General features: G+C 47.0%; 17 protein-coding genes. 11 read left to right on the forward strand and 6 right to left on the reverse strand.

What is annotated here, in order from left to right:
• The first annotated feature begins 36 nt into the window (after positions 1-36).
• Positions 37-939 carry a beta-carotene hydroxylase gene (gene crtR / locus NC996_RS03725; RefSeq protein ID WP_190440762.1) on the forward strand — a complete coding sequence of 301 codons (903 nt, stop codon included), beginning with the start codon at positions 37-39 and terminating at the stop codon, positions 937-939.
• Positions 940-995: 56 nt separating this feature from the next.
• On the opposite strand, the gene aroH is transcribed toward crtR, so the two are convergent.
• Entirely contained in the window at positions 996-1415 is a 420-nt protein-coding gene (aroH, locus tag NC996_RS03730) for a chorismate mutase (protein ID WP_190415750.1), read from the reverse strand.
• A 96-nt stretch (positions 1416-1511) separates the two neighbouring features.
• Positions 1512-2333 (reverse strand): signal peptide peptidase SppA, encoded by an 822-nt coding sequence (gene sppA / locus NC996_RS03735; protein ID WP_190532503.1) that lies wholly within the window; start codon positions 2331-2333, stop codon positions 1512-1514.
• Between the two features lie 432 nt (positions 2334-2765).
• Between sppA and NC996_RS03740 the strand changes: the two genes are divergently transcribed.
• The 10 genes from NC996_RS03740 (at position 2766) to NC996_RS03785 (ending at position 16768) form a co-directional block, all read left to right on the forward strand.
• Positions 2766-3887, forward strand: coding sequence for a DMT family transporter (locus NC996_RS03740; RefSeq protein ID WP_190684615.1), 1122 nt, complete (start codon positions 2766-2768; stop codon positions 3885-3887).
• A gap of 238 nt (positions 3888-4125) precedes the next feature.
• Entirely contained in the window at positions 4126-5439 is a 1314-nt protein-coding gene (locus NC996_RS03745; RefSeq protein ID WP_242037511.1) for a HEAT repeat domain-containing protein, read from the forward strand.
• Positions 5440-5499: 60 nt separating this feature from the next.
• Entirely contained in the window at positions 5500-6573 is a 1074-nt protein-coding gene (locus NC996_RS03750) for a glycosyltransferase (RefSeq protein WP_190684712.1), read from the forward strand.
• A gap of 16 nt (positions 6574-6589) precedes the next feature.
• Entirely contained in the window at positions 6590-7537 is a 948-nt protein-coding gene (locus NC996_RS03755) for an LD-carboxypeptidase (protein WP_190684715.1), read from the forward strand.
• Between the two features lie 149 nt (positions 7538-7686).
• Positions 7687-8907 (forward strand): hypothetical protein, encoded by a 1221-nt coding sequence (locus NC996_RS03760; RefSeq protein WP_190415666.1) that lies wholly within the window; start codon positions 7687-7689, stop codon positions 8905-8907.
• 281 nt (positions 8908-9188) lie between these two features.
• Entirely contained in the window at positions 9189-10238 is a 1050-nt protein-coding gene (gene hemE, locus NC996_RS03765; RefSeq protein ID WP_190440751.1) for a uroporphyrinogen decarboxylase, read from the forward strand.
• Between the two features lie 59 nt (positions 10239-10297).
• Positions 10298-11275: an NAD(P)-dependent oxidoreductase gene (locus NC996_RS03770; protein ID WP_190440748.1), complete on the forward strand. Its 978-nt coding sequence runs from the start codon at positions 10298-10300 to the stop codon at positions 11273-11275.
• A 269-nt stretch (positions 11276-11544) separates the two neighbouring features.
• A complete protein-coding gene (locus tag NC996_RS03775) occupies positions 11545-13146 on the forward strand; it encodes a B12-binding domain-containing radical SAM protein (RefSeq protein ID WP_190684618.1) in 1602 nt (533 codons plus the stop codon).
• A gap of 355 nt (positions 13147-13501) precedes the next feature.
• Positions 13502-15088: a B12-binding domain-containing radical SAM protein gene (locus NC996_RS03780; RefSeq protein WP_190684624.1), complete on the forward strand. Its 1587-nt coding sequence runs from the start codon at positions 13502-13504 to the stop codon at positions 15086-15088.
• Between the two features lie 90 nt (positions 15089-15178).
• Entirely contained in the window at positions 15179-16768 is a 1590-nt protein-coding gene (locus tag NC996_RS03785; protein WP_190430938.1) for a B12-binding domain-containing radical SAM protein, read from the forward strand.
• A 215-nt stretch (positions 16769-16983) separates the two neighbouring features.
• Here NC996_RS03785 and NC996_RS03790 read toward each other — a convergent pair whose 3' ends face one another.
• The 4 genes from NC996_RS03790 to NC996_RS03805 form a co-directional block, all read right to left on the reverse strand.
• Positions 16984-17532 carry a DoxX family protein gene (locus tag NC996_RS03790; protein WP_190524650.1) on the reverse strand — a complete coding sequence of 183 codons (549 nt, stop codon included), beginning with the start codon at positions 17530-17532 and terminating at the stop codon, positions 16984-16986.
• A gap of 225 nt (positions 17533-17757) precedes the next feature.
• Positions 17758-18597 (reverse strand): DUF1838 family protein, encoded by an 840-nt coding sequence (locus NC996_RS03795; protein ID WP_190411111.1) that lies wholly within the window; start codon positions 18595-18597, stop codon positions 17758-17760.
• Positions 18598-18641: 44 nt separating this feature from the next.
• Entirely contained in the window at positions 18642-20570 is a 1929-nt protein-coding gene (locus NC996_RS03800) for an ABC transporter ATP-binding protein (protein ID WP_190684626.1), read from the reverse strand.
• An 89-nt stretch (positions 20571-20659) separates the two neighbouring features.
• Positions 20660-21637, reverse strand: a complete 978-nt coding sequence (locus NC996_RS03805; RefSeq protein ID WP_190684629.1) for a type IV pilin-like G/H family protein — start codon at positions 21635-21637, stop codon at positions 20660-20662.
• Positions 21638-21786: the final 149 nt, after the last annotated feature.

Raw genomic sequence — 21786 nt, forward strand, 5'->3', positions numbered from 1 at the left:
CCGCAGAACCCTTAAATCATTCAAAAGGAGAAAACAATGTTGTTGGAGGCACAAAAGCCGCTGACAGTTCCCAGACATTTCCTGGAACCGCCTGCGTCCCTAAGCCCAACGCTACTCATGTTTCTAGCCGCCGTAGCGATGGTTGTGCTATCAAACTTTGGTTATTGGCTCTGGGAGTGGCCTCACTGGTGTTGCTTTGTCACAAACACGATCGCCTTGCACATTTGTGGAACGGTGATTCATGATGCTTGTCATAATTCTGCCCATCGTAACCGAGTCATCAATGCCATCCTGGGACATGGCAGTGCGCTGATGTTAGTCTTTGCCTTCCCAGTATTTACTAGGGTTCATTTGCAGCATCATGCCCATGTAAATGACCCGGAAAACGATCCAGATCATTACGTTTCTACTGGCGGACCCCTGTGGTTAATTCCGGTGCGGTTTTTATACCACGAAGTATTTTTCTTTAAACGGCAGCTGTGGCGAAAATATGAACTTTTGGAATGGTTCTTGAGCCGCTTATTTGTCGGGACGATTTTCTATATTTCAATTCAGTACCACTTCTTAGGCTACATTCTCAATTTTTGGTTTATCCCGTCTGCCCTGGTAGGATTGGCGCTGGGATTGTTTTTTGATTATTTGCCGCATCGCCCTCATCAAGAACGCGATCGCTGGAAAAATGCCAGAGTCTACCCCAACCCCATCCTCAATTTGCTGATCATGGGGCAAAATTACCACCTCATTCATCATTTGTGGCCTTCCATCCCCTGGTATCACTACCAGAATGCTTATTACGCCACCAAGCCCCTCTTAGATGAAAAAGGCTGTTATCAAACTCTGGGAATCTGGCAAGGAAAAAATTTCTGGAGCTTTTTATATGACGTTTTTTTAGGCATCCATTTTCACAACAAATCACCTAAAAACCTAGAAAATAGCTAATAAATGTCATTAGTGATTCGTCAATGACTGGGGACGAATCACTAATGACAAAAACCTCAGCGATGAAACGACTGAATCGTTGACTGCGAGGATAAGCTAACCTGAGACAAACTCCAATCCGGTCTTAGGCTTTTAGCTCCCCGCAGATAAGGATGGTAAATCGGTGGGTGGGAAGCTGGCAAATTGACGTGAATTAAGAAGCGGATGCAACGCTCCAGCCCTCCCTCCACGTGCATTTGCTGGACATCGAGCAGAGGAACATTGTCCCAGTGGGGACGAGAGCGAGCGATCGCAGCGGGAAAGATCGCATCCAGATCCCGCGTTACCGAGAACGTGGCACTAATAATTAGATCGGGATGTAGTTGATTGTGTACTTCTAATTCATCGAGTAGTTCCGCTACCACTTCTCGAATTGCCTCAGCCGTGTTTTGTGAGGCAGTTGTTGCCCCGCGAATCGCTCGAACTCGCCACTCCACGCAAGCATCCTCCATTTTATAATTGGGATTTTGAATTTTAGATTTTGGATTTCAGAATCATCTAAATCATCTATAATCTAAAATCTAAACTTCATACTAGGGTCGGTAAAGCCACAACGGCTGACCACTGGTAGAAAGTTCAAATTCTAACCAGTCTATCCCAGCTGATAGACTAGATGCCCCTTGAACTCTGCTTGATACCACACGATTCCAGAAAGGTTTGCGTTCTTCCAGGGTGTAACACTTCGTTTTTTCGGGATCGAGACCGACCAGTTCCGCAGCCCAACGGCGGGCATCTTCCTCAGTGCCGAGCCGGTCAACAACCCCCAGTTCTAACGCTTGTTGACCTGTGAAAATGCGACCATCGGCAAAACTTTTAACCGTTTCGGTTGTCAGCTTCCGAGCCTCAGCAACCGTTTGCACAAATTGCTGATAACTGATGTCAATCAGGTCTTGGAGAATATTCTTTTCCGGCTCGGTGAGTTCCCGGTCAAAAGCCAGAATATCTTTATAAGGACCGGATTTGATCACCTTGAAAGAAACGCCAATCTTTTCTAGCAAGCGCTCCAGGTTGTTTCCCCGGAGAATTACACCGATACTGCCGGTAATTGTGCCTGGGTTGGAAACAATGTGTTCGGCTCCCATCCCGATATAGACTCCTCCAGATGCAGAGATATTGCCAAAGCTGGCAACAATTTTCACCTTTTTTTGCAGGCGAGTCAGGGCTTCATAGATTTCTTGCGAATCCCCGACCGTACCACCAGGACTATCAATGCGTAGCAGTAATGCTGGAAACTTTCGTTCTTCAACCGTTTTCAGGCTTTCTAGAACTTGTTTTCGGGTAGTACTGCCAATCGCACCAGTCACTTCAATCCGAGCAATTTGTTTACGAAACTTAGGCTGAAAAGGCCAGATCATGAGCAGGCAAGCGATGAATCGTGAATGAATGAGCGAATTAGAGAAGGAAGCAAATCCTGCAAAACAGTAAATGTTTCCCTAGTAATGCTGGCTCTTTCTCTAGTTTGCACGATCTGCATCGGTTTCGTTGGGTTGCGGGTGAAGCCTGAAAGCTTATCAGAAAGAAGGTTTTCCCTAGCTCCCCGAATTTAACAGGTACTTACAAGTAAAAACTTACCCTTTTGTCGGCATCCCAACAATTTGCCAAAGCGCCTTAACAGAACTACATATTAAGTACAATTAAGTAAATAAACGCGCAACCAGCCAGCAAAAGAGCAAGAAACTGGAAAAATTTTTGATAAATCCGGTTGCGACTTCTGGAAGGGCAGCTCGTGATGACCTGCTTCAAGAGTGCTGATTTGGCTCTGTTATGTACGCCCACAAAGAACTTTTATGCAGCTAAAACTCACAGAATCCAAAATTCCGTTGGCACCCGTGCTGCTGATTGCCCCCTTTTTCTTGTGGGGAACGGCGATGGTGGCAATGAAGGGTGTTATCCCAAACACGACGCCCCTGTTTATGGCTGGTGTCCGGTTGGTGCCTGCCGGGGTATTGGTATTAGTTGCTGCCTTTTTGATGGGGAAACCTCAACCGAAAGGCGTTCGGGCGTGGCTGTGGATTAGTTTGTTTGCTTTGGTTGATGGCGCTTTGTTTCAAGGCTTTTTAGCCTTTGGATTAGTGCGAACGGGTGCCGGGTTAGGTTCGGTGATGATTGACTCTCAACCCCTGGCAGTGGCTTTGCTGTCCTGTTGGTTGTTTGGAGAAACCATCGGGCTGTGGGGCTTGCTGGGGTTGGCATCGGGAGTGCTGGGGATTAGTTTGATTGGCTTGCCGGATGATTGGATTATCAATCTTTTCCACGGCAACGCGATCGCTGGCTCGTTTAGCTTCACGCACTTGTTTGAGAGCGGGGAATGGCTGATGCTGCTGGCGGCGCTGTCGATGGCTGTCGGAACAGTGCTGATTCGCTTCGTTTGCCAGTATGCCGATCCGGTGGTGGCGACTGGCTGGCACATGATTTTGGGCGGATTGCCTTTGTTTGCACTCTCCCAATTGTGGGAATCCGACCAGTGGGTGCATCTAAATACGTCTGGCTGGATAGCATTGAGCTACGCAGCCGTATTTGGCAGCGCGATCGCCTATGGTTTATTCTTCTACTTTGCCTCTAGCGGCAATCTTACCAGTCTTAGTTCCCTCACCTTTTTGACACCCGTGTTTGCTCTCGTGTTTGGCAATCTGCTTTTAGCTGAAGTTCTCAGCCCGCTTCAATGGCTGGGAGTGAGTCTAACCCTTGTCAGTATCTATCTAATTAATCAGCGCGAGAAGATAGCCGAACAGGTACGATTGCAAAGCCTTCGCTTCGGGCAACCCTCTACATCAGTTGAAACCAGGGTGACACAAGAAGAAAGCAAAACCGAGCAAATTTCTCTCTTAGAGCCATCCGAGCCATTACCCTATCAATCACTGCCAATACAAGCGAAAGAATCCGAAACCGAGATTTGGCAAAATCGGTAGAAATGAATAGGATGACAGACAAGTTAGCCGCTAAGATTTGAGAGCGAGTTGAAACTTTCTGTTATGATCAGCCCAATATTCACACTTGCTCCCAGAGCCGCTCGCCCAAAACATAGGGATGAATTGCTCGCTAACTATTTAGAACGAATAACTTCATGCTGGTACTAGAAGCTAAGCAGAAAATTATCAGCAAAGGATCTTGTCTGGTTGTATTCACTTAGACAGGTTTCCCAAAACTATGTTCTACCGCTCCACATGGCTTCTAGTTACCTGGATTATCTGTCTGGGCTTTATCCCCAGTTCGGGTGAGAATTCCACAGGATTGCCGTCAGCGATCGCCACTTCCCCCCCCAGTTTACCCGTCTCCCTAGAACTGGCTCAGGCGAGTTCCCCAAACCCTAAAAACGATTTGCCTATCCTTCAAGTAGGCTCTCAAGGCTTTGAAGTCGCAGAACTGCAAAAGTCACTAAAGCGTTTGGGACACTACAACGGGCCAGTAGATGGCGTTTATGGGCGAACGACAGCAGTTGCTATTTCTAAATTTCAAACATCTGTCGGGTTAACGCCTGACGGAGTTGCTGGTTCCACGACTCAAGAGCGCCTTCAGGCAGCCGAAACCGCAAAATCTTCACCGGCTCCCACCCCAAAACCCAAGGCGGCTAAACCGAGTTCTGAAGGGAATCGCCTCTGGTGGTTATTAGGTTTAGCAGCAGCATCAGCTGGGGTCGGATTAGGAGTTTACTTCTTGCTGAAATGGTTAGGCAACCTCAACACAGAGGAAGAGCCGGAGTCTGGAGCTGAGGAATCGGATGAAAGCCGCTACGAAGACCCTAAAGATGCCAATCATCCCGCAGATATCCATTCTCACCCGATAGAAAATGACAATGGCAATAACGGCTATCATGCCTCTGCTTTGACCTTTTCAGAAAAAAGCAATTTAGAAAAAAGCAATTTAGACGGGAGAACAACCGCACAAAAGCCAACAGAAGCGGTTAGCGAAGCGAAGCCGTTAGCACGGCTGCGAAGCAACGAGGCAAAAGCGATAGGAGAAACCACTCGCCTCCCCAAAATTGATATTGTTAATGAATTAATTAAAGATTTACAGGGAGCCGATCCGACAAAACGACGCAAGGCGATCTGGGAACTGGCACAATGCGGCGACTCCAGAGCAATTCAGCCCTTGGTGGATTTGATGATCGACTCGGATTCTCAACAGCGCGGCTTAATCTTAGAGGCGCTGTCGCAAATTGGCACCCGCACCCTCAAACCGATGAACCGGGCACTCGCGATCTCGTTGCAAGATGAAAACCCTGATGTTCGCAAAAATGCAATTCGGGATTTGACAAGAATTTATGACACGATCGGTCAAGTCAGCAATTTATTGCGTCACGCTGCTGAAGATCGGGATTCCGAGGTTCAGGAAACAGCGCGGTGGGCGATAGGGCAGTTAAATCGGCTTCGCTTGAATCCTGGCACGGATAATAATTTGCCCGCTTTGCCAAATTCCCAAAATTCCTCTAATCATCCGCCAGAGGAGTCAGAAAACCGCTAAATCAGCGTCTTGACAAGAGTTTAAATTTATTGTTTATCGTTTAGAGTCTAAAAGTTGTCCATCTTGCATCGTCCATTGAAACTGTTGTTGCTCTCAACCTCGGTGGGCGCTCTCGGCACGGGGTTGGGGGGCGGCGTAGAACTAACCCTGCTCAACGTTGCCCAAGAGCTGCTCCGGCGGGGACATACCCTCAAAATTGTGGCTCCCCAAGGTTCTGTGCTGGGAGATATTCCAATTATCGAAATTGCTGGAGAACTCCAGACAACGGCTCAGACTCAAGGACGGAGTGCCCCGATTGTGATGCCGGAGAATTCTGTGCTGGGCAATATGTGGGATTATGCGCGGCAAGTCCAAGGTGACTACGATCTGATTTTCAACATTGCCTATGATTGGCTACCGTTCTATCTAACGCCATTTTTTAATCGAGCGATCGCCCATTTCGTGAGTATGGGTTCTCTCTCGACCGCGATGGATCGCATCGTGGAACAGATCTCCGTCCAGTTTCCTGGTACGGTTGGCGTCTACACATTGACACAGGCAGAAACGTTTCCTAGTCCGTCGCACTATCGGATTCTCGGAAGTGGTCTAGATTTATCGCTTTATCAATTTTGCTCAGAACCTTCCTCCGCCTTGGCTTGGGTAGGTCGGATTGCCCCAGAAAAAGGTCTAGAGGATGCCGTTGCCGCTGCCAAAATTACCGGCATTCCCCTAAAAATTCTTGGCAAAATGCAAGACGATGCTTATTGGAAGCAGATTTGTCAAGATTATCCCGATGCTCCTGTAGAATATGCAGGATTTTTCTCCACATCCGAACTGCAACAGCATTTAGGCAATTGTCGGGCGTTGTTGATGACACCTCGCTGGGTGGAAGCGTTTGGCAATGTGGTGATTGAGGCGCTTGCTTGTGGAGTCCCCGTCATTTCTTATTCCAGAGGTGGCCCGACTGAAATTATTCAGGATGGGAAGACGGGCTTTTTAGTGGAGCCGGATAGCGTGGCGGGGTTGGTCGAGGCCATCGGACGCATCGATCAACTTGACCGCTATACTTGCCGCCAACAAGCCGAAGCGGAATATTCCCTGGAAGCACTGGGCGATCGCATGGAAGAATGGTTTCGGGATATCTTGCAAAATTAAAACTTAAACCAGAAGAATTTTGGATTTTTCCGCGTACCAACTACCCCCGCCTTTACAAACTGGCGACTTGCTGCGAGTCATTGCTCCCAGCGGTGCCTTGCGAGAACAGGAAGCGTTCCACAAAGGTGTGGAAATATGGCGATCGCGCGGCTACCGAGTCGAAATTAGCAGCGGCTTTGAGGAACGGTGGGGCTACCTTGCGGGTCGCGATGACAGCCGCCGCCAACACCTCGCAGACGCCTGGAAAAACCCTGAATGTAAAGGCATTCTCTGTGCCAGAGGCGGTTATGGTAGCGCTCGCTTACTAGAAGATTGGTCTTGGCAGGGTGGAGAACAGAAAAAGAAAATCGGAGATTTTTTACGCAGCCCTCCCAAATGGCTAATCGGCTTTTCTGATGCCACTGGCTTGCTGTGGAGCCTCGGTAAAGTTGGCATTGCAGGGGTTCATGGCCCGTTGCTAACTACCCTGGCAGCGGAGCCAGAGTGGTCGATTCAGCGGCTGTTCGATTGTGTAGAAGGTCGCCCCCTAGAACCCTTAAAAGGAGTTGGCTGGAGCGGCGGTAAGGTCAGCGGCATCTTAATCCCCGGCAATCTGACTGTAGCCACGCATTTTCTGAACACGCCCGTACAGCCCCAGCTAGCGGGCGTCATTCTCGCCTTGGAAGATGTGACTGAGGCTCCCTACCGCATTGACCGAATGTTAACGCAGTGGCGGATGACAGGGGCTTTTCGGGAAGTCAAAGGGATTGCGTTGGGGCGCTTTAGCCGCTGCGAAGCTCCGCCGAACATTTCTAGCTTGACGGTGGAAGAAGTATTGCGCGATCGCTTGGGGAATCTTGGCATTCCCATTGTCTCCGATCTCCCCTTTGGTCACGATGGCCCTAATGCAGCTTTACCCTTGGGAATCCCCGCTCAGTTAGATGCAGATCGCGGCAGTTTGAGTTTTTCCTCTACCGAGCAATAATACTTAGGTGCTTCTAGATTGCATCAGTTGAGCAGGCATTTCAAACCGGCTTTACAAGTTTGAGGTGCCTGGACTCTGGGAACTATGGATGGATATCATCTGTCCAAACAGAAGGAAGCAGTTCTTGTTTATAGGAAAACGGGTCTACCATGATGGGTCGTAAGTTTATTAATAGGGTTGCGGCAAGTGTCGCGATCGCCGGGATGATGTTTACGGGGATCTCCGATATCGCTGGAGCAGCAACCGCACTAAAAAATGGTGAAAACGTTAACGGGTTCATCCGTACTAACTCTCCCACCTTCACCTTTAAAAACCAATCTCTAAGGGGTACTCCTGTCCAGAAAGCCTATGGTGAGGAATTCCTGATTAATGCTAAGCAAGGTGATGCAATCGTTGCCGCTGTTGATGTAGAAGACGGTAGTACTCTTTTGCCTATTCTAGTTCTAGTTTCCTCACAGAGTGGGGCGCAGGTTGCCTACGATGACCGATCGGGTTTGGTGAGGTATCGAGTGCCAACGACTGGAGAATATAAACTTCGCGTGTTGGGTAAGAACAACACTAGGGGGAGATACACGCTTTCAATATCTGGGATTAGCCAGACAACAACTTCCCAAAATCCACCGGCTCAAACTCCCGCGGGTCAAAAAGATGCGCGACAAAAATTTCTAGAAGATGAATATGGATTGAGAGTCCTAGAAAATTGTCCGGCGGTAAGGAGTAATGTTGTTGTTGTCACCTTCCCCGAATACGGTCAAAACTATACCTACTGCGCTAATCCTAACCGCAATATCAAGGCAGGCGAATATCGTTACGACGTTAGCAGCAATGATATCAAGCCAGGGGGTGCTGTTGCCCAAAATCCACCGGCTCAAACCCCAGCTCAAAATGATCCCCGGAAACAAGCTCTGCTCAATGAGTATGGGTTGAGGGTTCTGGATACCTGTCCGGAAGTAAAAACTTCTTTGGTTGTTGTCACCTTTACCGAATACGGTCAAACGTACAATTACTGCGCTAATCCTAACCGCCTTGTCAAAGCAGGAGCGTACACCTTTGACATTAGCAGTGGTGACTTAAAGCCGAAAACAACGACTTCCCAAAATCCGACTCAACCTACAGCTAACGATCAAAGAAGCCAACTGCTGCGAAATGAGTATGGCTTGACGGTTTTGGATAGTTGTCCTCCGGCAAAGAATTCTTTGGTGGTCGTGAACTTTACCGAAGCGGGTCAAACCTACACTTACTGCGCCAATCCCAACCGCGTTTTCAAGGCGGGGGAATACACCTATAACCCCACCACCCGCAACTTAGATACGGCTAAGAAACCGACGCGATGCACCGTTGAAATTAGTGGCATCTGCATTGTCAAATAACGTCAATAGGTAGTTAAAAAAGCACGCAACAGAAAAACCCGGTTGATTCAAGAAGCCGGGTTTTTCGCGTGTCGGAGAGTCACTCAGGCTCGCTGACTACTACTAGGGAAATGCACATTCCATGTCTCTAGGAGTTGATACCCTATCTGGAAGGGTTTAGCGTGGATTGCCTCTCTCATGGTGGGCAAACTCAAGAGAAGCGATCGCAAAACTAAACTTGGGGAATCCGACAATGATAAGCTAAACAAATGCCTTTAAATAAGTCTTTAGGTGAAGTGTCAATGACCGTTGCAACCCAAGTTCCGTATCTGCTGAGGGCAGCCCGTGGTGAAGTTTTAGACCGTCCGCCAGTGTGGATGATGCGGCAAGCGGGTAGATATATGAAAGCTTATCGAGATTTAAGAGATAAGTATCCTGCGTTTCGCGATCGCTCGGAAAAAGTAGAACTGGCAATCGAAATCTCCCTACAGCCGTTTCGCGCCTTTGAGCCAGATGGGGTAATTTTATTTTCTGATATTTTAACTCCGTTGCCGGGACTTGGCATTCCCTTTGATATCATCGAAAGCCGAGGACCAGTCATCGATCCGCCCATCCGCAGCCAAGAGCAAATTGATAAACTGCATCCTCTAGAACCTGGGGAATCGCTGCCTTTTATCGGTGAAATTTTGCAAACATTACGCCAAGAAGTCGGCAATAAAGCAACTGTCTTGGGTTTTGTGGGTGCCCCTTGGACGCTGGCAGCGTATGCGATTGAGGGCAAAAGCTCGAAAGACTACGCAATTATTAAAAGTATGGCTTTTTCAGAGCCAACGATGCTGCATCAATTTTTGGCTAAATTGGCGGATGCGATCGCAACTTACGTCCGCTATCAAATTGATAGCGGTGCCCAAGTCATTCAAATGTTCGATTCTTGGGCAGGACAACTGAGTCCTCAAGATTACGAGACATTTGCTCTACCGTATCAGCAGCGAGTTTTCAACCAGGTAAAACAGACGCATCCGGATACTCCCCTGATTCTCTACATCAATGGTAGTGCTGGCATTCTGGAGAGGATGGCACAATCCGGTGCGGATATCGTCAGCGTAGATTGGACGGTAGACATGGCAGAGGCAAGGACAAGACTTGGCTCAAACATCGGTGTACAGGGAAATATGGACCCCTGTGCCTTATTTGGCTCAAAAGAGTTCATCCGCGATCGCATTTATGACACGATCCGCAAAGCCGGAAACAAAGGTCATATCATGAATCTCGGTCATGGTGTTTTACCCAGTACCCCCGAAGAAAACGTAGCTTTCTTCTTTGAAACTGCCAAATCAGTCAAAAATCATTAGTCATTAGTCATTGAACTAAAGACGAATCATTCTTGACTAAGGACGAATGACCAACCCTTATGAACCCCAAGCGGATTTTGGTAACTGGTGCGAGTGGCTGCATTGGTCACTACATTAGCGAAAGCCTGATTCAAGAAACCGAACACGAGCTGTATCTGTTAGTCAGAAATCCAGACAAACTGCAAATTGACTACCAATCTCGACCGGGAATCACCGTTGTAAAAGCTGATTTGCGAGACATTGAACGAGTGGGAAATCTACTCAAGACAATCGATGTCGCGATATTAGCTGCAACCGCTTGGGGCGGCTCCCAAGCGGTATTTGACGTGAATGTGATTAAAACCATCCGGTTGCTAAACTTGCTCGACCCCGCAGTTTGCGAACAAGTCATTTACTTTTCTACCGCTAGCATCCTCGGACGCGACAACGAATTATTGAAAGAAGCGGGAGAACTAGGGACAGACTACATTCGTTCTAAGTATGACTGCTTGCAGCGCTTATCGAAATTAGCGATCGCACCCCGCATCACTACCCTCTTTCCGACCTTGGTTCTCGGAGGAGATGCCAACAAACCCTACTCCCATCTTTCTTCAGGATTGCCAGGGGTGGCAAAGTTGATTGACCTGATTCGCTTTTTTAAAGCTGACGGCAGTTTCCACTATATGCACGGGCGAGATATTGCCCAAGTGGTACGATTCCTGATCGAACATCCTCCTGGCCCCTCGGAACCTCGACAGCTGGTTTTGGGTCAAGCACCCATAACGGTCAACGAAGCCGTAGAAGAAGTTTGTGCTTATTTAGACAAGAAAATTTATTTTCGCGTGCCCCTGTCTCCCTGGCTAGCTGATTTCTTCATCCTCTTGTTCCGAATTCAGATGGCACCTTGGGATCGGTTCTGCTTGCGCTACCGTCATTTTACCTACCAAGATCCCGTCAATCCTGCTACCCTGGGTCTGCCGAATTACTGTGCCACATTCAGCGATGTGCTGAAAATAAGCGGAGTTCAAAAAAAGCAGCTGACAGCTAAGAACGAGTAGAAATTAGATTTAAAAGGTTGTTTTAACGCAAAGGTACGCAGAGGTTAGCGCAAAGGTACGCCAAGGAGGTTAGAGGCTGTCTTCAGAAGAGTTTCTTAGACATATCAAGACCTCTTACTGATTTTCTCCGTACCTTTACGTCACCCTTGGCGTACCTTTGCGTTAAAAAAGCTATCAGACTTAACCTAAGCTTGCCAGATTCAGCTAGGCTCATGTGCTATGTATTAGCTAATAGCTGAAATTTAAAAAGGTGTGAGGTTTTAAATTCAATGAAAGTTTTATTAGTTTATCCCCTGTTTCCTAAAACTTTTTGGTCTTACGAAAAAATTCTGGAATTAGTCAATCGCAAGGTTTTATTGCCGCCGCTGGGTTTAGTCACCGTGGCGGCAATTTTGCCTCAAGAGTGGGAATTCAAGCTGGTCGATCGAAATATCCGCACCGTTACAGAACAAGAGTGGGAATGGGCAGATGTTGTCATTCTCTCGGCAATGATTGTTCAGAAAGAGGATTTACTTGATCAAATCAAGGAAGCCAAGCGGCGCGGCAAACTGGTAGCGTGTGGTGGCCCTTACCCAACTTCTGTCCCGGAGGAAGCTCAAAAAGCGGGTGTAGATTATCTGATTTTAGATGAAGGGGAAATCACCCTGCCGATGTTTGTTGAGGCAGTTCAGCGGGGCGAAAAACAGGGGATTTTCCGTTCTAATGGGGAAAAACCCGATGTGACGACAACCCCGGTTCCTCGTTTTGATTTGCTGGAGTTTGATGCTTACGACTCAATGTCGGTACAGTTTTCCCGGGGTTGTCCTTTCCAGTGCGAATTTTGCGACATTATTGTTTTGTATGGTCGTAAACCCCGGACAAAAACACCGGAACAGCTATTAGCAGAGTTGGAGTATCTCTACCGATTAGGGTGGCGTCGTAGCGTTTTCATGGTAGATGATAACTTCATCGGCAATAAGCGCAACGTCAAGTTATTTCTCAAAGAGCTAAAAACCTGGCAAGCAGAACACCAGTATCCCTTCCGCTTTAATACAGAAGCTTCGATTGATTTGGCGCAAGACCAAGAACTGATGGATTTAATGGTGGAGTGCTATTTTGATGCGGTGTTTCTGGGAATTGAAACGCCCGATGAAGAGAGTTTGTCGCTAACGAAAAAGTTCCAAAATACGCGCAGTTCTCTGGGTGAAGCGGTGGAGGCAATTACGCGAACCGGATTGCGCCCAATGGCTGGATTTATTATTGGCTTTGATGGGGAGAAAGCTGGCGCAGGCGGTCGCATTGTCCGATTTGCCGAGCAAACTGCCATTCCCACCACTACCTTTGCCATGCTGCAAGCCCTACCCAATACAGCGCTGTGGCATCGATTAGACAAGGAGGGTCGCCTACGGGGTAAAGATGGCAACATCAATCAAACTACCTTGATGAACTTTGTCCCCACGCGACCCTTGCAAGAGATTGCCAGAGAATACGTTGAGGCTTTCTGGACGCTATACGATGCCGAAAAGTTTTTGGATCGGACTTATCGCTGTTTCTTGATGCTGGGTGCGCCCAAATGCAAGGCTCCTGCTAAATTACCAAATTTAGTGGATCTGCGAGCGCTGTTGATTGTGATGTGGCGTCAGGGTGTCAAACGCACTACTCGCTGGAAGTTCTGGCACCACTTATTTAGCATCCTTAAGCGCAATCCTGGTGTTTTTGAGCATTACATCGCAGTCTGCGCTCATAATGAGCATTTTCTGGAGTACCGCCAGATTGTGCGGGACGAAATAGACGCCCAGTTAGCTGAGTTTCAGGCAGAAGAAGCAAAACTGCAACAGATAGAAGATATCTCATCGGCATCTGTAAAAGAAAAAAATCCCGTCGGTGTATAAGACAGGGTTGTTTCGGGATGGCTAACAGAATACGGGCTTTTGCGATCGCTCTGAAATGAAAATGCTCGTTAACCGGCAGGAATCAAAATTACTGGTAGTGTCTGGGAGTAGGGAGGCAGAAAGTCCAGAGTCAGTAGGTGGATATCAGGTTCCCACTCCCCCTAAACCAACGGTTAACTACATTCGGCTACTGAGTTAGTTAGCATGGAATATCCATTCATCATTAGCGAAAACCTAGCGGCATATTGTATTCGATCAATTTAATGACTCTTTCATGAGCGATCGCACGTCGAAAGTGATAGAACAATTTGCCCCTGCTACGAATCACTAAAATTAGTCCGAGGTTGCCAATTCAATGCGAGTTTTACTGCTTTATCCTTTATTTCCTAAAACTTTTTGGTCTTTTGAGAAAGTCCTAGAATTAGTAAATCGCAAGGTTTTATTGCCGCCGCTAGGTTTAGTGACGGTTGCCGCAATTTTGCCTCAAGAATGGGAATTCAAGCTGGTCGATCGAAACGTTCGCAGCGTCACAGAAGACGAGTGGGAGTGGGCAGATTTGGTCATTCTCTCGGCAATGATTGTCCAGAAAGAAGATTTACTCGATCAAATCCGAGAAGCCAAGCGGCGCGGTAAAGCGGTTGCCGTAGGTGGCCCTTATCCGACTTCTGTGCCTGATGAAGCCACTAATGCGGGTGCAGATTATCTAATTTTAGATGAAGGGGAAATCACCCTGCCGATGTTCATAAAAGCGATCGCGCGAGGTGACAAGAGTGGGATTTTCCGTTCTAATGGGGAAAAACCGGATGTGACGACAACTCCGGTTCCTCGTTTTGATTTGCTGGAGTTTGATGCTTACGATACGATGTCGGTGCAGTTTTCGCGGGGTTGTCCTTTCCAGTGCGAATTTTGCGACATTATTGTTTTGTATGGTCGCAAACCCCGGACGAAAACACCGGAACAGCTATTAGCGGAGTTGGAGTATCTCTACCAATTGGGGTGGCGTCGTAGCGTTTTCATGGTGGATGATAACTTCATCGGCAATAAGCGCAACGTCAAGTTATTTCTCCAAGAATTAAAAACCTGGCAAGCGGAACACCAGTATCCCTTCAGCTTTAATACTGAAGCTTCGGTTGACTTGGCGCAAGACCAAGAACTGATGGATTTAATGGTGGAGTGCAATTTCAATGCGGTGTTTCTGGGGATTGAAACGCCGGATGAAGCCAGTTTGCAGATGACGAAGAAGTTTCAAAATAACCGAACTTCGCTTGCTGACTCGGTAGAAACCATCACGCGGGCGGGGTTGCGGGTGATGGCTGGGTTTATCATTGGCTTTGATGGAGAAAAATCAGGCGCAGGCGATCGCATTGTCCGCTTTGCCGAACAAACGGCGATTCCGACGACTATTTTCGGAATGCTACAAGCTTTACCCCACACTGCCCTCTGGTTCCGCCTAGAAAAAGAGGGGCGATTGCTGGATAGCGCATCGGGCAACCAGTTCAATGTGATGAATTTTATCCCGACCCGACCCGTAGAAGAGATTACCAGGGAATACATCAACGCCTTCTGGGATTTATACGATGCTGAAAAGTTTTTAGATCGGGCTTATCGCCATTTTCTGATGCTGGGCGCACCCAAAGTAAAAGTTCCTTTTAAAATGCCGGGTCTGATGGAGTTAAGGGCTTTGGCAATTGTGGCGTGGAGACAAGGCATTAAGCGTCACACTCGCTGGAAGTTCTGGCACCATCTGTTTAGTATCATCAAACACAACCCTGGTGTTTGGGATCATTACCTCACCGTCTGTGCCCACAACGAACATTTTCTCGAATATCGCCAGATTGTCCGCGACCAAATTGAGGTGCAGTTAGCTGAGTATCTAGCACAACAATCGAAACAGGAAGCTAAAGTTTCCCCTGTGAAAAACAGCGTCGGTGCGAGTGCGTGATATCAAGTGAAAAATGGGGAATTAGAAATTTTTTACCCATTTTTCATTCCTTCTCATCAATGACCAATTAAGCGTGAGGATTGTCAATTAATGCGAGTTTTACTTTTATATCCGCTATTTCCGAAAAGTTTTTGGTCTTTTGAAAAAACTTTAGCCTTGCTAAATCGTAAGGCAATGTTGCCGCCTTTAGGTTTAGTGACCGTTGCCGCAATTTTGCCCCAAGAATGGGAGTTTAAGCTAGTAGATCGAAATGTTACCCAAATAACTGAAGCTGAATGGGCATGGGCAGATTTAGTAATTCTGTCGGCAATGATTGTCCAAAAAGAAGATTTGCTAGATCAAATCAAAGAAGCAAAGCAAAGGGGTAAGTTAGTCGCAGTCGGCGGCCCTTATCCTACGGCTTTACCTCAAGAAGTAGAATCAGTCGGCGCAGATTATTTGATTTTGGATGAAGGGGAAATCACCCTGCCGATGTTTGTGGAGGCAGTGCAACGTGGCGAAACTTCGGGAACTTTTCGGGCGGGAGGAGAGAAACCGGATGTCAGTTCCACACCTGTTCCCCGCTTTGATTTACTAGATTTTGACGCTTATTCAGAAATGTCTGTGCAGTTTTCGCGGGGATGCCCATTTCAATGCGAATTCTGCGACATTATTGTCCTTTACGGACGCAAACCGCGCACGAAAACACCAGCCCAATTACTAGCAGAATTAGAACGCCTTTATGAGTTGGGTTGGCGACGCAGCATTTTTATGGTGGATGACAATTTTATCGGGAATAAGCGGAATGTCAAGTTATTCCTGAAAGAGTTGCAACCGTGGATGGTGGAACATCAGTATCCTTTCTCTTTTGCTACGGAAGCATCGGTGGATTTGGCAAAAGATCAAGAATTGATGGATATGATGGTTCAGTGTAATTTTGGGGCGGTGTTTTTAGGAATTGAAACACCCGATGAGGAGAGTTTAGCACTAACTCAGAAGTTCCAAAATACGCGAGATTCATTAAGTGATTCCGTTCAAGCGATCGCGCGATCGGGATTGCGGGTGATGGCTGGGTTTATCGTAGGCTTTGATGGAGAAAAACCCGGTGCAGGCGATCGCATTGTCAACTTTGTCGAGAAAACGGCAATTCCCACCGCTTTATTTAGTATGTTGCAAGCTTTACCCGATACCGCCCTTTGGCATCGGTTAAAGAAAGAAGGGCGGCTGCGAGGCGAATCTGCCAACATCAATCAAACGACATTGATGAACTTTGTGCCCACACGTCCTCTAGAAGACATTGCCCGCGAATACATCGATGCATTTTGGACATTGTACGATCCGGAGCGTTTTCTAGACCGCACTTATCGTCACTTTCGCATATTAGGAGAAGCGACGTATCCGAATAAGGGCAAACGTGCGAAGAAGAAAATAGATTGGGTTGTAATTCGAGCCTTATTAATCATTTGTTGGCGACAAGGCGTACTTCGTAAAACTCGTTGGCAGTTCTGGCGCAACTTGTTTAGTATGTATCGACACAATCGAGGTGGAATCAGCAGTTATTTAGCAGTTTGCGCTCAAATTGAGCATTTCGTAGAGTATCGCCAGATTGTCAAAGAGCAAATTGAGGCGCAGTTGGCAGAGTTTATGGCAGAAGATGCGGTTCAACAGCCGCAAGAGGTGAAAACCCCAGTGAATGCGTAGGGTAGACGACACCTCAGATCCTCCAAACCCCTATTATTTAAGAGACTGACTTAATAATGGGGTTTGGAGAATCGCAGAATAGCGCCCATAAAGTGACTGAGGATGAGCAATTCCTTTATTTAAAACTGGTATATAGCAATCCTGTTTTAGTTGCGAGATGCCAGTGGTTTAAATCCCCAACTTATCCAAGAAGTCGGGAATCTTGCTTTCAGAAATCATTTAGGACTGGTATAGGTAGACAAACGTTTTTGCCGTCTGCGTCTTGTCCAAAAGTTGTTGGCAAAGTTGAGTATGTTTTTGTCGCGATGATCTCCTGAACCTGCAACAGTCCGCCTGTTGGCAAGCCAGCGATCGATGGAGTAAATATTGAAGCTGCTACCAGCTAGCAATATAAATAGCACAATCCCGTAGATAAGCATCGTTTGTGCTGCACCCCAGTTTTGTATGGATGTGACACCCATCATCAAGATGATCATCAGGATAAATGTTGCGATTAGGGCGCTGCGCGTTGCTAATCCAATGGAGATCAATACTCCCACGATTAATTCAACCGGGGGTACTAAGTAAGAATTGATCCTCACCAAAAATCCCGGAAAATAAGAATTTGCAAGTTGGTTGACAGTATTTTCAGCAAAACCGGGAATATTGCCGATGCGAGTAAAGCCGTGATTAAAGTAATTCACGCCGATCAGAATTCGCAGCAACAAATAGGCGATCGCAATATCCCTAGTTTTTAGACCAATATAGGGTCTATTTTCAGTCATTGCTATAACTCCAACTGTGTTACTTAAACTTTAATTGATTTTAACTGTAGAGATTTGAATTAATTAAAGTTTAATGAGAAATGAATTAGCCAAGCTAAACCTACCAACCCAAATAAGTCTGTTTTTTCTCTTTTTGAATAGCAGCCAACAAGCACTATTCTCCGAGTGTTGAAGTTATAAGGTAAAATCCTGAGTTTAGTTATTTGTCAAGAGTAAGAATCGGCTTTATTCAATACAAGGCTCATCTATAATCGGGGCGGGTAGTGGAAATTCTTCTCCTCGTAGGTAGGCATCAAATTGTTCGTCAAAACGGCTCCAACTGGTAGCAATCGAACGCTGAATTCTACAGGTTGGAGCTTCGCGGAATAAAGGCAGCCGATGTTCGATTTGTTCTTTAATGGCTACAGGGATATCTTCAAATACATCAGTTTTATTGCCAGTGTAATTTAAGACTAAAAAGCCGGGTTTCCCCTTCATTTTCATCCACGGTTCCCACGGCCCCATGCGGTAATAAGAAAGTGTAACAGCGCGATTGTCGCTAGCACTGATGGGTTCGTCAGATAGTATTTTTGTCGGAAAAATAAATTTGTAGGAATCCGACGATTGGACATACTTCTCTGGCGAATAATCTGCAAACTTGGGGTTCGTTGATAACGGGTTAGGCAGTTTCATATTGAAATCTAATGAAACTGAGGATATTTCTGAAGTTATGTGAGCATCTATCTGTTGTGGAATCTGGAACTCCTGGTAGTCATAAGAACGGTGCATAATATTCAGTGTTTCACCTGACCAGGGGTTTTTCCAACTTTTTAGAATTTCTCCAGTTTTGGGATCGAGATAAAGTGTAATTTTACGACTTACAAGCGTCCAGCGGGATGTTGAATTATCTTGAATACAGCGCGAGATATCAACGCCTAAGAAATCAAACAGATGAACAGGTTGATCGTTATCTATCGGATGGGCATACATAGCACCTGTAGCCGGGAAATAGTGAGTTTTACTGTCACTGCTACAGCGTAGTTTGACAAACTGCTCATCGGTAATTGTTGATTTCGTTAAGGTCATAGTTTGCGCTTCCCCAAAGTATAGATTGAGCTAAGGATGAATACTTAACTAGTAATTTCTCGCCCTCCTGCTGATATCTTGATTCGGTCTTGCTGACGCTGCTGAATCTGTTCTAGACTGCCGGTAGGAATGGCGGCAATTAACTGGCGCGTGTATTCTTGCTTCGGTTCGCGGTAGAGATTTTCAGCGGAGCCAATTTCTTCGATTTTGCCTCGATTCATGACCATGATGCGATCGCTCATAAATTTCACCACGCTCAAGTCATGAGAAATAAAGATGTAAGTTAAGCCAAATTCGCTTTGGACTTCTTTGAGCAAATTCAGCACTTGCGCCTGCACGGACACATCTAGCGCCGAGACAGATTCGTCGCAGATGATGAATTTGGGATTGAGTGCCAAAGCACGAGCAATACAAACCCGCTGGCGCTGTCCGCCAGAAAACTCGTGGGGATAGCGATTCATCCAGGCAGGATTTAAGCCTACACGCTCTAAGAGATAGGCTGCGCGATCGCGTCTTTCCTTAGAATTCTTCCCATAGTGATGAATTTGTAGCGGTTCCATCACCGCATCTCCAATTTTTAGACGCGGATCGAGAGAACTAAAGGGATTTTGGAAGACAATTTGCATCTCGCGTCGCAATTGCCGCAGCCGCCGATTACTGACTTTTGTAATATCTTCCCCTTCAAACTCGATCTGCCCGCTTGTCGGTTCGATCAAGCGCAGGATGGTACGGGCTAAGGTACTTTTGCCACAGCCGGATTCTCCCACCAATCCCAGCGTTTCACCGGGATAAACATCAAATGAGATGCCATTCACTGCCATCAAATAGCGTTTGGTTTGACCAAACATCCCCTGGATTGGGAAGCCAACTTGGAGGTCGCGGACAGAGAGTAGAGCTTTTTCAGTGGTAGAGATGCGATCTATCGTTTCTGAGTTTTGAGTTGAACCTAGAATTTCTTCTGATTCCTGACTCTTGACACCTGTTTTTTCTCGAATCTCGATTTCCCCACTGGGTGTTGTCACCACTTCCATAAAGTCAGCAACGGTCGGCAGGTATTTCAACCGGCGGGTGAGGCTGGGGCGACAGGCTAACAAACCTTTGGTGTAAGGATGTTGAGGGTTAGAAAAGATTTGCTCAACTGAGCCGTATTCGACAATTTTGCCTTGATACATCACGGCGACAACGTCGGCAATTTCAGCAATCACCCCCAAGTCGTGACCGATAAACATCATCGACATCCCACGGGCGTCGCGTAACTCCCGCAACAGGTCCAGAATCGTCGCTTGGACTGTTACGTCCAAGGCAGTTGTCGGTTCGTCAGCAATCAATACCGCTGGATTGCAGGAGATAGCCATTGCAATCATCATCCGCTGCAATTGCCCGCCAGAGAGTTCGTGGGGATAGCGATCCAGCATTGCCAATTTTTGCTGATTGATCTGCTGATTAATTTCTGCTTCGCTTTCTCTTCGCGCTTCTGGTCTTTCTTCTAGATAGCGTTGCCGCATCTCTTCATCGCTAGCGAGGAGTTTGACTTCTTGGAGACGCGCGATCGCTTGCCGCCTCGCCTCGGCAGGGGTTACATTTTGATGCTGACGGATTGCCTCGACTAACTGAAACCCACACGTAAAAACTGGGTTTAAGGAACTCATCGGTTCCTGAAAAATCATCGAAATCTGACCACCTCGATATTTCCGCAACTCCTCTGCACTCAGATCCCGCAGATTCACTACAGATCCGCCTCGTTCCTGTGAGTTTTGAAACCAAATTTCACCGCCGCTAATCCTGCCCGGAGTTGGCACCAGACCCATGACGGCGAGGGAAGTCACCGATTTACCCGATCCCGACTCTCCCACAATGCCCAAAGTCTGCCCGCGACTCAGTTTGAAGGAAATGCCATCAACTGCCAGAATTTGCTTTTCATCAGTTAAAAATTGAACTTGCAGGTTGCGGATGTCTAAAACGGTGTCACTCATGGCAGTCAAGGCGAGAAATTTAACTGGATTTTAACAATCGATGCGATCGCGAGAGAATCAATCGGGTTGTTGATAGCGACGGCAGCCGATTACTGTAACAGACGCGAACCCGATGGACATTGAACTGCTGATGAGCCACTCTGCGGCGGTTTCGGCATCGCTGGAGCCGAGGTTGAGGGGCGCTGGGTTTCGCAAACCGCTACGAGGGTGGTGGCTTCACCGTTCTTTTTGGTGGCAAATACCGCACCTGTGTAGCTATGAATTTCAGCATTCTTGGCTTGGGCGGCGATCATCACGCTTTGGGCGTCCTTTCCGGGTGATACCAACCGATAGTTGTAATACACGCTGGCTGGCTCGCCTCCTAAACCTAAATCTTCAGTGTTTGTGGCAAATTTGCCTTTTTGCTGATAATAAGCCTGTTGCGCTTTGTTTACCATCGCGATATACAGTTTGGCTTCCGTTTGCGGTTTTGGGAGCTGCGAATCTTCGGACACCTGACTCTGTGAATTTTCCAGCTCAATTACTTTGGCGTCTTTGGGTAATGTCGCGCTGTCGGAAATTTTCTCAAATATCGTTGCCTTGGGAGTAAAAGCATTGGGTCTGGGTTGTCCAGCTTGCCGCCCCTCTAATTCCAGACGTAGTTTACCGCGATCGATAAATTCAAAAATGCTCAGGATGCTCTCTTTTTTGCTAAAAACCAGGTCAAGTTGTCCCGGTTTAGCCTGGGAATTAACCTTGTACTTAATTCCGACGGCAACCGGAGGTCCATCAGACGTTGGAAATACAATGAATAATTTTCCCTCTGGCGCAAATATAAATGTGACCAACTCCCCGGTTTGCGGATCTTCGGCTTGCCATTGCCCTACAAATTGCTGGGTGGTGGTCGTTGCTGGTGTGGTTTTGGTTGGAGTCGCTGCGGGTGCGGGTTTGGCTGGGGTATTTGCCGATGTCCCTAGGATACCTGTCACCAGGATGCCGTTGATTGCGATTAATAAGCTAGATACAATCAACTTGTTGTTAACTGGGAGTTTCACTAGTTTGGCAAAGTTGATGATAAAGTGATTCATTACTTTTTGGTGTTTGCTTGATATTTTTTATCCAAATTTTGATGATTTTCCTGTGAAATGTCGGAGATTAAATTAGTAAGACATGAAATTGCAAATATAGTTTCCTTCAAGTTATAACATAGCCAAGCTATAGCAATTCTCTTTGAGTG

Source organism: Trichocoleus sp. ST-U2, assembly GCF_039961875.1.
Classification (GTDB): domain Bacteria; phylum Cyanobacteriota; class Cyanobacteriia; order Cyanobacteriales; family FACHB-T130; genus FACHB-T130.